We start from the raw sequence: 15,455 nt of genomic DNA, 5'->3' as shown, positions 1-15,455 counted from the left end.
TTGGTGAAAGAAAAATTCGTATTAATTATTACGCATGGGAGTTTTGGAAAAGGGTTGTTAGATGGAATAGAAGTTATTATGGGAAAACAAGAAAATATTCAGGTGTTAGGACTTAATTTAGGAGATAATATTGAAATTTTGAAGAGTGAAGTTGAAAAAATTGTTAGGGAAAAGCAAAAAGAAAATAAAGAAGTGATAATTGCTGTAGATTTATTTGGGGGAAGTCCATTCAATATCGCGCTTTATGTTATGAAAAACTATGATGTAAAAGTTATAACAGGAATTAATATGCCTATGCTGATAGAATTATTATCATCTATTAATATGTATGATATTGATGAATTATTAAAAAATATTCACAAGTCAGCTGTTGATGGAATTAAAGTAATAGAAAAAAGTTCACTTAAGTTTTAGAGAAGAAAGGAAGGAAGAGCATGTGGAAAGTAGTATTTGCAAGAGTCGATGACCGATTGATTCATGGTCAAATAATGACAAGATGGATGAAAGGATTTCCAGGAGCTTCCATTGTGATTGTAGATGATAGTTTAGCTGTTGACAATTTTATGAAAAACATTTATACGATGGCTGCACCGCCAGGTGTAAAAGTAAAAGTGGTAAGTGTTGATACCGCATTAAAGGAATGGAATCAAAAAGCTAACATTGATGAAAAGGTATTCTTACTTTTTAAGGACATTCAAACGATAGAAAGAACGATAAAAGAAGGAATTCCTATTAAAACTCTCAATATTGGTGGTGTTGCAAAGATGCCAGACAAAAAAGCTATAACACAAAGTGTAAATTTAAATTCTCAAGAAGCAGAGATTTTATGGAATTTACACCGGAATTTTGGCATAGAGATATATTTACAAATGGTGCCAGATAGTGAAAAGCTAAGTATAAATACTGTTATAGAAAAGTATTTTCCGCAGTTGAAATAAAATTTTGATTCACTATAACAATGTATATGCTCTATTAAAAAAGAATAGCTTCAATATTATTCAAGTTTTTAAATTGTTATAGTGGATCGTTTTAAATAAAAAATTTCTAAAAGGAGGGTAATAGTTTATGGGTCAAATAACCGTTTTGCAAGCTGCGTTAATAGCTGCATGGGTAGCTGTAGTAGAGTCAAGAATTATTGGTTATACTTTATCTGGTTTTCTTCGTTTTACGGCTGTAGGAACTGGATTTGTAGTTGGACTTATTATGGGTAATGTACCTCAAGCAATGGTTATAGCAGCAACAATACAATTGGTTTATATGGGTATTATTGCACCTGGAGGTACAACACCAAGTGAAACAGTTGTTGCAACTGCTGTAGCAGTTCCTGTGGCATTGGCATCAGGAATGACACCAGAGCAGTCTATTGCTGTGGCAGTGCCAGTAGGTCTTTTAGCAGCATACTTAGTAAGTTTTAGGTTTTTTATTAACTCTCTTATAACTCACTGGGTTGATAGATTAGCTGAGGAATTAAATGATAGAGGTATTACCTTTGCATCTGTAGTTCTAACTACTATTATAACAATGGTTTTATTTTTCCCTTCAGTGTTTGTTGCAGTTTACTATGGAGCACCTTTAATAGATTCATTTTTAAAAACAATACCTCAAAGTGTGTTACATGCTTTAACTGTTGTTGGAGGAAGTTTACCTGCTCTAGGTATTGCGTTAACATTAGCAGTAATTGGGCGTAGAGAATTAATGGTATTTTATCTTCTTGCATATTTTGCCTCTTTAATATTGAAACCTCTTAATGTAAATGCGCTTATCTACGCTATCTTTGGAGGAATTGCAGCATATATATATGTGATTCTATATTATAAAAATGTTTTTGAAAATAATACAAATGCAGATTATGAGACAAAAAATAGCGAAGATAATGATACCCGCAGAAAAATGGATACCACAATCTCCAACAGCGATATAAAAGTTACAGAAAAAGACTTGAAATCTACCTGGTTTAGATGGTGGCTTACCACAGAAGTTCCACATTCTTTTGAAAGATTGCAAGCTTTAGCGTTCCAATGGAGTATAATGCCTGTTCTAAGAAAATTATATAAGAACAATTTAAATGAATTAAAAGAGGCTTATAAGAGACATCTTGTATTTTTCAACACTCAGGGAACGTGGGGTGGAGCACCAATTTTAGGAATTACTCTTTCACTTGAAGAACAAAGAGCAAGAGCTATTGCCGAAGGGAAAGAAGCTCCTGATCCCAATATCATTAATGCTACAAAAGTTGGTTTAATGGGACCGTTAGCAGGTATTGGTGATTCTGTAGAATGGTCTACGATTATGTATTTATTAATAGCAATTGCGCTTCCTTGGGCAAAGTCAGGTAGTGCGATGGGAGCATTATTCCCGTTAATTCTCTTCCCAGTAATTACTTATACTTATGGTTATTATTTCTTAAGACTTGGGTATAGACTAGGTAGGGAGTCAGTAAACGTGTTACTTGGAGGAGAAAAATTAAAAGCCCTTATTACAGGTCTTTCAACCTTAGGACTTTTTATGATGGGTGTATTAACAAGCTCATATGTATCAATTTCTACTCCTCTTAAATGGACAATTTCTGGAAAAGCATTTGAATTGCAAGCAATATTAGATAAAATACTCCCAGGTATGTTGCCGCTTCTTACCGTATTGCTGGTATATTGGTATTTTACCAAGAAAGGATTAAAGGTTCTAAAAGTTCTTGGATGGATGGTAGTTATATTCTTCATTTTAGGTTGGATAGGAATCCTATAATTCTTATCAAACGATTCCACCCAAAATAAGGGTGGAATCGATGTTTAAAAACTTGACTAGTTGGAGGGAGTAAAAATGAAGAATGATGTAGGTCTAATAGGACTTGCGGTAATGGGGCAAAACTTTGTTTTGAACATGGCCAGAAATGGTTATAGTGTTTCAGTGTACAACAGGACAGAAGAGAAAACGAAGAAATTTATTGAGGGAAAAGTAAAAGATGAAAAAATTTATCCTTTTTATGCTTTAAAAAATTTTGTAGAAAGCTTGGAAAGACCGAGAAAAATTATATTAATGATAAAAGCCGGGGAACCGGTAGATAATATGATTAATGAACTTTTGACGTATTTAGAACCTGGAGACCTTGTGGTAGATAGTGGTAATTCTAATTTTAGAGATACTTCTAGAAGATTAAAGTATTTGTCAGAGAAGGGAATTTTATTTTTAGGGATGGGGATTTCAGGTGGAGAATATGGAGCATTACATGGTCCATCTTTAATGCCAGGAGGGACAAAAGAAGCATATGATATAATAAAAGATGTACTTTTAAAAGTATCTGCAAAAACTGAAAATGGAGCATGTTGCACATATGTAGGAAACGATTCTGCAGGTCATTTTGTGAAAATGGTTCATAATGGTATTGAATATGCTATTATGCAGTTAATTGCTGAAGTATATGATTTTATGAAAAAGGTATTGAATATAACTAATGAACAAATAGGCGATGTCTTTGAAAAATGGAATAAGGAAGAACTTAATTCCTATTTAATGGAAATTTCTTATAAGATTATGAGATATAAAGACAAGGAGACAGGAGGGTTTTTGATAGACTACATTTTGGATAAAGCAGAACAAAAGGGTACTGGGAAGTGGACTGCTCAAACTTCTTTGGATTTAGGGATTCCTACGCCAACATTGAATTTGGCGGTAGAAGCCAGAATTATTTCTCACTATAAAGAAGAGAGAAAGATTTTATCAAAATTATATTCGAAAGAAAAGAATACAATCTCTGTGAATAAAGAAGAAATAATAGAGCATTTAAAGAAAGCGCTGCTTTTTGGAGTATTCATGTCTTTTTCACAGGGATTATGGCTCATTTATGAAGCTTCAAAAAAATATAATTATGGAGTAGAACTTAGCGAAATATTAAGAATTTGGAAAGGAGGCTGTATTATAAGGGCCGAAATTCTAGATTTTTTAAGGGATATCATTAGAGAAAATGAGGAATATGCAAATCTTTTGCATAGTGATAAGTCTATAGACTTTATTAAAGATAAATTAAATTCCGTCTATAAAGTTGCAGAAATTGGGAAAAATTACAGAATACCTCTCATGACAATAAATTCTGCACTTGATTATTATTTTGCTTTAACAGAAGAGAATCTCCCGGCAAATATTATTCAAGCTCAACGGGACTTTTTTGGAGCTCATACTTACGAAAGGGTCGATAAAGAAGGAATATTCCACACAGAGTGGGAGCAATAAAATTTTATTAAAGCCATGGAGTAACTTCTCCATGGCTCAGACTGTAGACAAACTTTCGTAAAGGAGATATTTTGCATAAGGAGCGACTTGTTACAAAGCGACCTGGCACTCAAGTAAGAAAGTTTATAAAACAAAAATAGAAAAAACAAGCATACTTACTTGAGTGCCGGGAAACTTAGTAAGACCGAGGGTGGAGGCAGGGCCGAAGCCATGGATGGCGAAGGCGGGCACCTTAAGGCATGGATGCCGATTGTGCCCGGTACCCTGCCGGAACCTGAAGGTCGAGCTTTAGTTTTGTCGCTTTGGAACATCGGAGCGACGATGCAAAATATCTCCTTTGAATATTTTTTAACTTTGTCAACAAACTGGCCATCGAGTAACTTCTCCATGGCTTTATAACTGAAAGGAATACTAAATGAAAAGAAGTAGACTGATTGACTCGATGATAGTAATTTGTTATAATTTAAACGTTAAATCTTTTTGCTTTAAACATTTTATCAGTAAAACCCGATAAAGGCCTTAAAAGGCCTTTTCTCCATAGGAAGGTGATTTTTTATAATAAAAATAAAGCTGACACCTACTCAAGTACTTGCTTTAGGATTTGCAGCTATTATATTAATTGGAACTTTATTGCTGATGTTACCTGTGGCAACTAAAAGTGGAGAAGGCGCAGATTTTCTAACTGCACTTTTTACATCTACATCAGCCACATGTGTTACAGGCCTTACAGTTGTTGACACGAAAACTTATTGGTCTACTTTTGGGCAGATAGTGATAATGCTGCTGATACAAGTTGGCGGTTTAGGTATTATGACCATGTCAACGCTTTTCGCGTTGATCCTTGGTAGGAGAATTACCTTTAAAGAGAGATTGGTGATGCAAGAAGCTTTCAATACAAATAGTCTTGGGGGCATTGTGAAATTTTCTAGGTATATATTAATGTTTTCTTTTTTATTTGAAAGTATTGGGGCAGTTATATTGACTCTGAGATTTTTACCACAGATGGGATTAAAAAAAGCAGTGTATTATGGCTTTTTCCATTCTATTTCTGCATTTAATAATGCAGGCTTTGATCTTATGGGTAACTTTAAGAGTCTAACGGGTTATGTATCTGACTGGGTGGTAAACCTGGTCATAATGGGTTTGATAATATTTGGTGGATTAGGATTTTACGTTTTGCTTGATATATACGAACATAGACATTTTAATAAATTTACATTGCATTCAAAAATTGTTATAACTATTACATTGTTTTTGATTGCTGCTGGAACACTATTTATATTTTTATTTGAGTACAATAATTCCAAAACATTAAAACCGCTGGACTTTCCTACTAAGATACTTGCCTCATTATTTCAAGCTGTGACACCCAGAACAGCAGGTTTTAATACGCTATCGCTTTCTGACATGACTATAGCGTCTAAATTTTTGACAATAATACTAATGTTTATTGGAGCTTCCCCTGCTGGAACAGGTGGAGGTATCAAGACAACTACTTTTGGAGTTATACTATATACTGTATTATCAGTTATAAAGGGCGAAGAAGAGACAGCACTTTATAAGCGTACTATTAGCAGAAACACAGTCTATAGAGCTGTAGCTATATTTTTCATAAGTATTTTTATTGTTTTTTCTGCTACTATGGTTTTATCTATTAGTGAAACATACGACTTTTTGACCTTGTTATACGAGACAACCTCAGCTTTTGGCACTGTAGGATTATCACTTGGACTTACACCTCAATTGACTACAGTGGGCAGAATTATTATAATATTTACAATGTATACTGGCAGAGTTGGTCCTTTAACATTGGCGTGAGCATTGGCACAAAGACAGAAAAAACCTAAACCTATTATGAAGTACGCTGAAGAAAAAATTATGGTAGGCTAAAACAGAGGTGAGAATGTGAAACAGTTTATTGTTATCGGATTGGGGAGTTTTGGTATAAGTCTGGCTAAGACTTTATATGAAATGGGCAATGATGTACTGGTTATAGATGAGAATGAAGAGCTAGTACAATCGATGACTGGCTTGGTAACTCATGCAGTACAGGCCAATGCTACTGATGAGAATGTACTTAAGTCACTTGGTGTTAAAAACTTTGATGTGGCTGTAATAGCTATAGGGAGTAATATGGAATCAAGTATTATGGTAACAATGTTGGTCAAAGAGATGGGTGTAAAATATGTAGTAGCAAAAGCTCACAATGAATTACACGCAAGAGTTCTTTATAAGGTTGGAGCAGATAGAGTTGTAATGCCTGAAAAAGATATGGGTATAAGGGTTGCCAGAAATATTTTTTCAAGCAATTTATTAGAACTTATTGAGTTTTCTAAGGAATACAGCATAGCAGAAATTCTTCCAATTGAAGAGTGGTTTCATAAAACATTAAGGGATATAAACATGAGAGAAAAATATGGATTAAATGTCATAGCGGCAAAAAAGTTGAATGATGAGATTATACTATCACCAGGACCGGACTATGTGGTTGATGAAGGTGATGTATTGGCTGTTTGCGGCAAAAATACAGACATTAAGAAATTCGAGATAAAAATGTAGATTCTAAGAAAGTGAGATGAATAAAGCCATTGGAGATTTATATAACACTCCATGGCTTTATTTTTTACAATAGCTCAATAAATTACCAATTATTTTTTAAAATTTTTTGGTCAAAAAAGAAGGATTTTTTGAATCAGTGTAGAATATATATAATATAAGTTTGTTGAGCCAATAAACTATAGGAGTGGTTATATAAATGAAAAGAAAATTAAAAAAACAGTGTTGGAATATGGGCATTTGGCCCTGCTGCTACAAGATTCGTTCCTGCAGGATACCACACGGAGCTTTCAAATGAGACAATGGAGGAAAGAACAGAAAGAGTTTTTAAAGGATTAGGTGATTTTATTGATGGCTATGAATACCATTACCCAAATGAGATAAATGAAAATAATGTGCACAATATAAAAGGGATATTATCTAGTGAAGGAAAGGACATATATTGCATAGCGTTTGGAGCAGAATTTTAAATAGAATTTAAGAGGGAGGAGAAAATAAGATGGAATTTTTCAAAAATGTACCAAAGATTCAATATGAAGGACCAAAATCTAATAATCCATATGCATTCAAATTTTACAATCCTGATGAAATAATAGATGGGAAACCTTTAAAAGAACACTTGCGTTTTTCAGTAGCGTACTGGCATACATTTACAGCCAATGGGACAGATCCATTTGGAGCACCTACAATGCAAAGACCATGGAATCATCTAAGTGATCCTATGGATATTGCTAAGGCGAGGGTAGAGGCAGCTTTTGAATTTTTTGAAAAGCTTGACGTACCGTTTTTCTGTTTTCATGACAGAGATATAGCTCCAGAAGGGGAAAATTTAAGAGAGACGAACAAAAATTTAGATACAATAGTTGCAATGATTAAAGATTATTTAAAGACGAGCAAAACAAAAGTATTATGGGGTACAGCAAATCTTTTTTCAAATCCGAGATTTGTACATGGAGCAGCAACTTCCTGTAATGCAGACGTATTTGCATATGCAGCAGCCCAAGTAAAAAAAGCACTTGAAATAACAAAAGAACTTGGAGGACAGAACTATGTATTTTGGGGCGGAAGAGAAGGATATGAAACACTACTCAATACAGATATGGAATTGGAACTTGATAACCTCGCAAGATTTTTGCACATGGCAGTAGAATATGCAAAAGAGATAGGATTTGAAGGGCAGCTTTTAATTGAGCCAAAACCAAAGGAACCGACAAAACACCAATACGATTTTGACGCAGCGAACGTATATGCATTTTTGAAGAAACATGACCTTGATAAATACTTCAAATTAAACATAGAAGCAAACCATGCCACACTTGCAGGACATGACTTTCAACATGAATTAAGATATGCAAGAATTAACAATATGTTAGGCTCTATAGATGCAAATATGGGAGATATGCTTTTAGGATGGGATACAGACCAATTTCCAACAGATATACGAATGACAACCCTTGCAATGTATGAAGTCATTAAGATGGGTGGTTTTGACAAAGGAGGACTTAACTTTGATGCAAAAGTAAGACGTGCTTCATTTGAACCAGAAGACCTATTTTTAGGACATATTGCAGGAATGGATGCTTTTGCAAAAGGATTTAAAGTAGCCTATAAGCTTGTTAAAGATGGTGTATTTGATAGATTTATAGAAGAAAGATACAAAAGTTATCGAGAAGGCATAGGAGCAGAGATAGTAAGTGGAAAAGCGAACTTTAAAACTCTTGAAGAATATGCATTAAACAATCCAAAGATTGAGAACAAATCAGGCAAGCAAGAGTTGTTAGAGGCAGTATTAAATCAGTATTTATTTAGTGAATGACGGAGGGCTAAAATATGTATTTTCTTGGGATAGATTTGGGTACATCAGCTGTAAAGATAATTTTAATAGAGGAAAAGGGAAATGTAATAGGAAGCACATCAAAAGAATATCCAGTATATTACCCTCAGCCAGGCTGGTCAGAACAAAATCCTGAAGACTGGTGGAATGCCACAAAAGATGGGATACGCGAGTTAATAATCAAAACTGGTGTAAAAAATGATGATATAAAAGGCATAGGTTTAAGTGGACAAATGCATGGGCTTGTACTTTTAGATGAGAACAACAATGTACTAATGCCTGCTATACTTTGGAATGACCAAAGGACGCAAGAGGAATGTGATTATATTACCCAAATATTAGGCAAAGAAAGATTGACAAAATATACAGGGAACAAAGCATTAACAGGATTTACAGCACCTAAAATATTGTGGGTAAGAAAACACCGTCATGACATATATAAAAAAATTCATCATATACTTTTGCCTAAAGATTACATCAGATTCAAATTGACAGGTGAATATGCAACAGACGTATCAGACGCATCAGGTACCTTATTGTTTGATGTAGAAAACAGAAAATGGTCAAAAGAGATGTTAGATATATTGGACATACCTTATAATTGGATGCCAAAATGTTATGAATCTACGGAGGTAACTGGATATGTCACAAAAGATGCAGCGGATATAACAGGACTAAAAGAAGGGACAATAGTTGTAGGCGGAGGAGGAGATCAAGCAAGTGGAGCAGTAGGGACAGGAACAGTAAAAAGTGGCATAGTATCAGTTGCACTTGGAACTTCAGGAGTTGTATTTGCAAGTCAAGATAAATATGTGGTAGATGGAGAAAATAGGTTACACTCTTTCTGTCACGCTAATGGCAAATGGCATGTAATGGGAGTAATGCTCTCAGCAGCCGCTTGTTTAAAATGGTGGATAGATAACATAATCAACTTTAATGGTTCTTCTATAACGTATGAAAAGCTTTTAGAAGAAGCAGAAAAAGTGACACCGGGCAGTGGTGGATTAATATTTCTGCCTTATCTCATGGGTGAGAGGACTCCACATAGTGACCCTTATGCAAGAGGAAGTTTTATAGGATTAAACATGACTCACAAGAGAGAACACATGACAAGAGCAATACTTGAAGGTGTAGCATTTGGGCTCAGAGACTCACTTGAGATAATAAAAGAACTCAATATACCGGTAAATGAAGTCAGAGTAAGCGGTGGCGGTGCAAAAAGTGTGTTGTGGAGACAAATACTTGCAGACATTTTTGGTGTCAGAGTAGACATGGTAAATGCTACTGAAGGACCAGCTTTTGGCGCAGCAATAATGGCAGCAGTGGGATATGGAATATTTAAAGATGTTGAGGAGGCATGTAGTACACTCATCAAAGTGACTGATAGTGTTTACCCAATAGGAGAAAATGTAAGTAAATATGATGAAATATATGCTATCTACAAGGACTTGTATTACTTACTAAAAAATACATTTAAAAGAATCTCAAAAAATGGTTAAAAGGGGGTGTCCAAAAATATCACAAGACAAAAACCTTTTACAGCAAAAATATTAATATTATAAAAATATATTATTTTGAGGAGGGGAATAAGTATGTCATGGAAATTTTCTAGAAAAATTGTTTTGATGTTTGTGGCTATGTTTGTTTTAGGAATTGTTCTTTCTGGGTGTGCTACTACACAGAATAATCAACCAAATAGTTCTTCTACAACTCCATCTTCTAACGAATCGACAAAAGCCCCAGAAAAAATAAAAATAGGATTTAGCATGGACAATTTGGCGTTAGAAAGATGGCAAAAAGATAGAGATTTATTTGTGAAAAAAGCACAAGAATTAGGGGCAGAAGTATTAGTTCAGTCTGCCAATAGTGATTCACAATTGCAATATTCACAATGCCAAAATTTAATTGCTCAAGGGATAAAAGTTTTAGTTATACTTCCGACTGATGGTAGTGCTATTGCGCCTATAGTGGAAGAAGCACATAAAGCAGGTGTAAAGGTTTTAGCTTATGATAGATTAATAATGAATTCTGATCTTGATTATTATGTTTCTTTTGATAATGTTAAAGTTGGAGAATTACAAGCTGAAGCGATTACTAAATTAGTACCTAAGGGTAGGTATTTCTTGCTTGAAGGTTCTCCGACAGATAATAATGCAAAACTATTTTATGAAGGGCAGATGAAAGTATTAAAGCCATTAGTTGACAAGGGGGATATTAAAATTGTAGGAGAACAATGGGCTAAAAATTGGGATACTAATGAGGCTTATAAAATTATGCAGAATGCTTTAGTTGCTAATAATAATAAGATTGATGCAGTAGTTGATGCGAACGATAGTACTGCATTAGGGGCAATTAGGGCTTTAGAAGAGCAAGGATTAGCTGGCAAAATTCCAATTTCTGGGCAAGACGCCGACTTAGCTAATTGCCAATTGATTGTAGAAGGAAAACAGACAATGACTGTATACAAACCAATTGTATTGGAAGCTACAAAAGCAGCTGAAATGGCAGTTGCTATGGCGAAAGGAGAAAAAGTAGAAACTAATGGTACAGTGAATAATGGGAAAATAGATGTACCTTCCATGTTGTTAACTCCTATTGCAGTAGATAAGAGTAATATGGTAGATACAGTTATAAAAGACGGATTCCAGAAATTAGAAGATGTTTACAAAAATGTTCCCAAAGATCAATGGCCAAAACAGTAAATAAATTAAGTAGGGGAAGAATCTCTTCCCCTACTTATTCCAAGATTTAAAGGAAAACTGCAATTGGAGGGTTTTTATGAGTGAATATATATTGGAAATGTACAATATTACAAAAGAATTTCCAGGAATTAGAGCATTGGATAATGTTTCTTTCAAGGTAAAAAGAGGTGAAATCCATGCTCTTTGTGGAGAAAACGGTGCTGGTAAATCTACATTGATGAAAATATTGAGTGGTGTATACCCTTATGGTACTTATTCTGGCGAAATATTTTATAATGGTGAAAAATTGATTTTACACTCAATTAGAGATGCTGAAAGAAAAGGTATAGCTATTATATATCAAGAATTAGCTTTAATTAAGGAGCTTTCAGTAAAAGAGAATATTTTTATGGGCAATGAGCCGAATAAAAATGGAATAGTAGATTTTGACCAAATGTACATTAATGCTAAAAAAATCTTACAACAATTTAATTTAGATATTGATCCTAACACGTTAGTGAAAAATTTGGGAGTTGGGCAACAACAATTAGTGGAAATTGCGAAAGCATTATCTAAGAGTGCAAGCTTATTGATCTTGGATGAACCTACATCTTCTCTAACAGAAGCAGATGTTGAAATTCTACTAAAAATATTAAAGAAATTAAAAGAAAATGGAGTTACATGTATCTATATTTCCCATAAATTAGATGAAGTAATGGAAATTGCGGATACTGTAACTGTGATTAGGGATGGTAAAACTATAGGGACTGATTCTGCAAAAAATTTAACAAAAGAAAAGATTATAAGTATGATGGTAGGGCGAGAATTATCTCAACTTTATCCAAGAGAAAAACACTTTATAGGAGAGGTATTTTTTAAAGTAAAAGATTTCAATGTTTATGACACAAAAATTCAAAACAGAAGAATAGTAAAAAATGTGAGTTTTAAACTTAGGAAAGGAGAAATTTTAGGAATTGCAGGTTTGATTGGTGCAGGACGTACAGAGCTTGTTTCGAGTATTTTTGGTTCTTATCCTGGAAAATGGACAGGAGATGTATATTTGGAAGGGAAGAAGATTATTATCAGAAATCCAAGTGATGCATTAAAATATGGTATTGCGATGGTACCGGAAGACAGGAAAAAAGAGGGGCTTATTAGTTTGATGTCAGTAAAAGAAAATATGACTATATCAAATTTAGAAAATTATAAAAAAAATCTGATAGGTACAATAAATGAGAACAAGGAACTATTAGATGTAAAAGATTATATTAAGAAGATAAATATAAAAACATCGCATTTTAGTACACAAGTAAAAAACTTAAGCGGTGGCAATCAACAAAAAGTGGTATTGGCAAAAAACCTATTAAGTAAACCTAAAATATTAATTTTAGATGAGCCTACAAGAGGTATTGATGTTGGAGCAAAATATGAGATTTATAAATTGATGTTTTCGCTTGCTAAAGAAGGTATTTCAATAATAATGATTTCTTCAGAATTGCCGGAAATACTAGGTATAAGCGACAGAATAATTGTAATGCATGAGGGGGAAAAGAAGGGAGAATTTGAAAACAAAAATGTAACTCAAGAAATGATAATGCAATGTGCAATAGGAGGTAGAAGTAATAATGATTAAAAGCGACAAAACAGAAAAAGATATCATAAAGAGATTTAGTGGTTTAAATTTAAATATAAAATTGTATACAATGGTATTAGCTTTAGTAGCGATATGGATTATATTTTCTGTTGCTACCGATGGGAATTTTATTACACCCAGAAACATATCTAATCTTTTGAGACAAACAACTGTTACTGGTATATTAGCGATTGGAATGGTTTTTGTAATTATCGCAGGACAAATCGATTTGTCGGTTGGTTCTTTGTTGGGATTGACAGGTGGAATAGCTGCTATACTAAATGTATGGTATAACTTGAATGGGTTAGTATCTATTTTTGTAGCTTTGATAATAGGAATATTATTAGGCTTATGGAATGGATGGTGGGTAGCATATAGAAATGTTCCGGCTTTTATTGTTACCCTTGCAGGCTTGCTTGTTTTCAGGGGAATTTTAATTGGTATAAGTAAAGGGTATACTATTGCTCCTTTAAGTACAGATTTTCAATTTATTGGACAAGCTTATTTAACACCTAGCAGTGGATATATATTAGGAGTTGTAGCAGTTTTTTTGGTAATTTATTTGGTATTAAATAGTAGAAAAACAAAAGCTAAGTATAATTTGGAATTACCTTCTTTGTGGATTGATATGCTTAAGATAGCGATTTTAATATTTTTTATAGGTTTATTCATCTTCATTTTAAACTTATATATAGGGGTGCCACTATCTGTACTAATTCTATTGATATTAATGTTAGTTTTTTCATATATTTCATCAAAAACGGTATTTGGGAGAAGAGTGTATGCTATTGGTGGCAATGTAGAGGCTGCTAAATTATCAGGAATTGATGTTAAGAAAATTACATTGATTTTATTTGCTTTGAATGGCTTACTTGCTGCATTTGCTGGGGTACTATTGACATCAACCTTGAATGCTGCATCTGTGTCAGCAGGGCAAAATGCAGAGTTAGATGCTATCGCTGCAAGTGTTATTGGAGGTGCTAGTTTAAGTGGAGGTGTAGGAACTGTATTTGGAGCAGTAATAGGTGCACTGGTTATGGCTAGTATAGATAATGGAATGAGCATGCTTAACTCACCGCCATTTTGGCAATTTGTAGTAAAAGGAATGATTTTACTTATAGCTGTATGGGTAGATGTAATCTCTAAAAACAAATAACAGTTTAAATAAATTTTGGACCCATACAAAATTTAGAGGAGAGATTATATGATTTTTAAAATAAAAAATTATAAAAAATTATTTTAATTTTTTCTCGAGAGTTTAATATGGTATAATTTACACTAGAAAATAATAATGGCAATAGAAGGGTGAAGAAATGATAACAGCGGATCAATTATTAGTTAAGCAAATAAATAAATCAATAGTACTAAATACTATTCGCAAAAAAGGCAATATTTCGAGGGCAGAAATTGCAGGTATAACAGGTTTAAACAAGTCAACTGTATCTTTCCTTGTTGATGAACTTATAAACGAAGGGTTTGTGAAAGAAGAGGGGCCAGGAGAATCAAAAGGTGGCAGGAAGCCAATCATATTAAGCATAAATAACAAAGCTGGGTGCATAATAGGCATTGATTTAGATGTAAATTATATACTAATTGTCTTAACTGATTTGATGGCAAATGTTATTTGGGAAAAGAAAATAGATGTAAAAATTGGCGAAACCCAGCAAACGATTATTGAACGTTTGATAGAATTGATTGATGAAGCAATCTCAAATGCTCCTGAAACAATAAGAGGAATTTTAGGAATTGGGATTGGTGTTCCTGGCATTGTGGATTACAAGAAAGGCAGTATATTATTAGCGCCAAATTTAAAATGGGAAAATGTACCTCTTAAACAAATTATAGAAGATAAATTCAAAATTAAGGTACACATAGATAATGAGGCAAATGTAGGAGCTATAGGAGAAAAGTGGTTTGGGGTAGGTGCCAAATATAACAATCTTGTTTATGTGAGTGCTGGAATTGGTATTGGTACAGGAATAATAATTAATGGAGAGTTATACAGAGGCACAGTAGGTCTTGCTGGAGAAATGGGACATATGACAATTGATATTTATGACCATCAATGCAGGTGTGGCAATACAGGATGTTGGGAAAATTATGCTTCAGAAAAAGCATTGCTTGAATACATAAATACACAATTGCTAATGGGAAAGTCTGATGAGTATATAAACAAAAATAACTTTTATACACTGAGTGCTATTGATATTATCGATTATGCGCGAAAAGGGAACAAAATGGCGTTAGAAGCCTTGAAAGAAATAGGAAGAAAATTAGGAGTAGGTGTAGTAAATATTATAAATACTTTTAATCCTGAACTTATAATTATTGGAAATACCTTGTCTTTAGCTGATGACTTAATTTTAAATGAAGTTTTAAAAGAAGTAGAGGAAAAAAGTCTTGTTTATAGATATTATAAAGTAAAAATAAAAACTTCCAAACTTCAATTCCATGCGGGGGCAATTGGAGCAGTATCTCTTGTTATTTCTGAATTGTTTGCATATCCTGGACTTTAATTATAATGAGG

The 15,455-nt window shown here is 33.6% G+C and carries 13 protein-coding genes and 1 pseudogene; all 14 read left to right on the top strand.

What is annotated here, in order from left to right:
- Positions 1-3: 3 nt before the first annotated feature.
- On the top strand, positions 4-414 hold the full coding sequence (locus THYS13_RS09045; RefSeq protein WP_042834230.1) for a PTS sugar transporter subunit IIA: 411 nt from the start codon (positions 4-6) through the stop codon (positions 412-414).
- Between the two features lie 20 nt (positions 415-434).
- Positions 435-938 (top strand): PTS sugar transporter subunit IIB, encoded by a 504-nt coding sequence (locus tag THYS13_RS09040; protein WP_042834229.1) that lies wholly within the window; start codon positions 435-437, stop codon positions 936-938.
- Between the two features lie 127 nt (positions 939-1,065).
- A complete protein-coding gene (locus THYS13_RS13905; RefSeq protein WP_082990405.1) occupies positions 1,066-2,742 on the top strand; it encodes a PTS system mannose/fructose/sorbose family transporter subunit IID in 1,677 nt (558 codons plus the stop codon).
- A gap of 75 nt (positions 2,743-2,817) precedes the next feature.
- Positions 2,818-4,224, top strand: a complete 1,407-nt coding sequence (gene gndA, locus THYS13_RS09030; protein WP_042834228.1) for an NADP-dependent phosphogluconate dehydrogenase — start codon at positions 2,818-2,820, stop codon at positions 4,222-4,224.
- Between the two features lie 210 nt (positions 4,225-4,434).
- Positions 4,435-4,623 carry a hypothetical protein gene (locus tag THYS13_RS09025; protein WP_042834227.1) on the top strand — a complete coding sequence of 63 codons (189 nt, stop codon included), beginning with the start codon at positions 4,435-4,437 and terminating at the stop codon, positions 4,621-4,623.
- Between the two features lie 156 nt (positions 4,624-4,779).
- Positions 4,780-6,114 (top strand): annotated as a pseudogene (locus THYS13_RS09020) (TrkH family potassium uptake protein).
- Positions 6,115-6,129: 15 nt separating this feature from the next.
- Positions 6,130-6,783, top strand: coding sequence for a TrkA family potassium uptake protein (locus tag THYS13_RS09015; RefSeq protein ID WP_042834226.1), 654 nt, complete (start codon positions 6,130-6,132; stop codon positions 6,781-6,783).
- Positions 6,784-7,082: 299 nt separating this feature from the next.
- Positions 7,083-7,250, top strand: a complete 168-nt coding sequence (locus tag THYS13_RS14310) for a hypothetical protein (RefSeq protein WP_161485936.1) — start codon at positions 7,083-7,085, stop codon at positions 7,248-7,250.
- A 29-nt stretch (positions 7,251-7,279) separates the two neighbouring features.
- On the top strand, positions 7,280-8,596 hold the full coding sequence (gene xylA, locus THYS13_RS09010; protein WP_042834224.1) for a xylose isomerase: 1,317 nt from the start codon (positions 7,280-7,282) through the stop codon (positions 8,594-8,596).
- Between the two features lie 14 nt (positions 8,597-8,610).
- The gene (xylB, locus tag THYS13_RS09005; RefSeq protein WP_042834223.1) at positions 8,611-10,113 is read left to right on the top strand and encodes a xylulokinase; all 1,503 of its coding nucleotides are present in this window, start codon (positions 8,611-8,613) and stop codon (positions 10,111-10,113) included.
- A gap of 93 nt (positions 10,114-10,206) precedes the next feature.
- Positions 10,207-11,316, top strand: a complete 1,110-nt coding sequence (gene xylF, locus THYS13_RS09000; RefSeq protein WP_042834222.1) for a D-xylose ABC transporter substrate-binding protein — start codon at positions 10,207-10,209, stop codon at positions 11,314-11,316.
- Positions 11,317-11,392: 76 nt separating this feature from the next.
- Complete coding sequence (locus tag THYS13_RS08995; protein ID WP_042834221.1) at positions 11,393-12,928, top strand: xylose ABC transporter ATP-binding protein; 1,536 nt, start codon at positions 11,393-11,395, stop codon at positions 12,926-12,928.
- Positions 12,921-14,084, top strand: a complete 1,164-nt coding sequence (locus THYS13_RS08990; RefSeq protein ID WP_042834220.1) for a sugar ABC transporter permease — start codon at positions 12,921-12,923, stop codon at positions 14,082-14,084. The genes THYS13_RS08995 and THYS13_RS08990 overlap by 8 nt, the downstream gene beginning before the upstream one ends.
- A 157-nt stretch (positions 14,085-14,241) precedes the next feature.
- Positions 14,242-15,444: an ROK family transcriptional regulator gene (locus THYS13_RS08985; RefSeq protein WP_042834219.1), complete on the top strand. Its 1,203-nt coding sequence runs from the start codon at positions 14,242-14,244 to the stop codon at positions 15,442-15,444.
- Positions 15,445-15,455: the final 11 nt, after the last annotated feature.

The organism is Thermoanaerobacter sp. YS13, assembly GCF_000806225.2.
In the GTDB taxonomy this organism is placed as follows: domain Bacteria; phylum Bacillota; class Thermoanaerobacteria; order Thermoanaerobacterales; family Thermoanaerobacteraceae; genus Thermoanaerobacter; species Thermoanaerobacter uzonensis.
This window is presented reverse-complemented; position numbering and strand designations above follow the sequence as displayed.